This window comes from Aequorivita flava (genome assembly GCF_038742595.1).
GTDB classification, from domain to species: Bacteria; Bacteroidota; Bacteroidia; order Flavobacteriales; family Flavobacteriaceae; genus Aequorivita; species Aequorivita marisscotiae.
The window spans coordinates 1-1,114 of record NZ_JBANCF010000040.1 but is presented as its reverse complement, the minus strand read 5'-3'; the positions used below and the strand labels follow the sequence as shown (position 1 = coordinate 1,114).

Annotated in this window: 1 pseudogene; it reads left to right on the top strand. The window is 45.0% G+C overall.

The window, feature by feature from the left end:
* A pseudogene (locus VZD24_RS15210) lies at positions 1–1,114 on the top strand (HYR domain-containing protein); the annotation flags it as partial.

The following is a 1,114-nucleotide window of genomic DNA, read 5'->3' as shown; positions in this document are numbered from 1 at the left end:
GGTGGATTGGATGTTTTCCTTGATGTAAACGGTGTGGCTTCAATTAGCCCTAACGATCTTGTTACCGGAGTAAACGAAGCTTGTGGATACACAATTACCGCTGGTGGTACCGGCGGTGGAAGCAGCGAAAGCCTTACTACAACCTTTGCAGGTGGTAACGGACTTGACGGTGCTATGTTTGATGTTATGGCTATAAACGACCTTACCATCGACTCTTTTGATGTAAACCTTGATACCGGAATAACCGATGATATTGAAGTATATTTCAAAACAGGTACTTGGGTAGGTTCGCATACCAATCCTGGCGATTGGACATTGTTAGACACAGCCGCAGGTATTACTTCTGCAGGTGATGGTTTACCAACCCCGTTAAACCTTGATTTAGGGGTTACAGTAGCTGCTGGTGAACGAGTAGCTTTCTACGTAACCACATTAAATGGTGGTATGAACTACACCAATGGTACAACAACAGGAAACCTGTTTGCTTCTGACGCCAACCTTGAGTTTTACGAAGGTCGCGGAATGGGCTATCCATTTACCGGAGGTTTTGAACCAAGAGTATTCAACGGAAATATACTTTATACTACCGGCGGAGGCTCTGGCCTAGACTTTACGTGCGCAGATCTTGGTGAGAACATCATTGAAGTAACCGTAACCGATGCCAGTGGAAACGCTTCTACCTGTATGGCGGTAGTAAATGTTATAGATAACATAGCGCCAGTTATTACTTGCGGGGTTGCAAACATTACTTCAGAATTAACAGATTTTGAAGATGCTACCATACCAACGGGTTGGACTACTGTGGTAACCAGCGGTTCTGCAGACTGGGCCTTCGGGTCGGGCGATATGCCAATAGGAGGCGATTTCCCTACAAACGCAGCGATCTTTGATGATGATGCGGCAGGTAGTGGTGAAGTAAACCTCGTAACACTTGTTTCTCCAGTTTATGATATCTCTGCAGCTGTAACGGCATCTATCTCTTTTGATTATGCCTTGCAGGAATTTGCAGGTGATGGTACTTTAACTGTAGAAGTATACGATGGCGCAGCTTGGCAACAAATACTATTTGTAGATGTAGATACCGATCCGACCAATTCAGGAGCCTTAGATATGG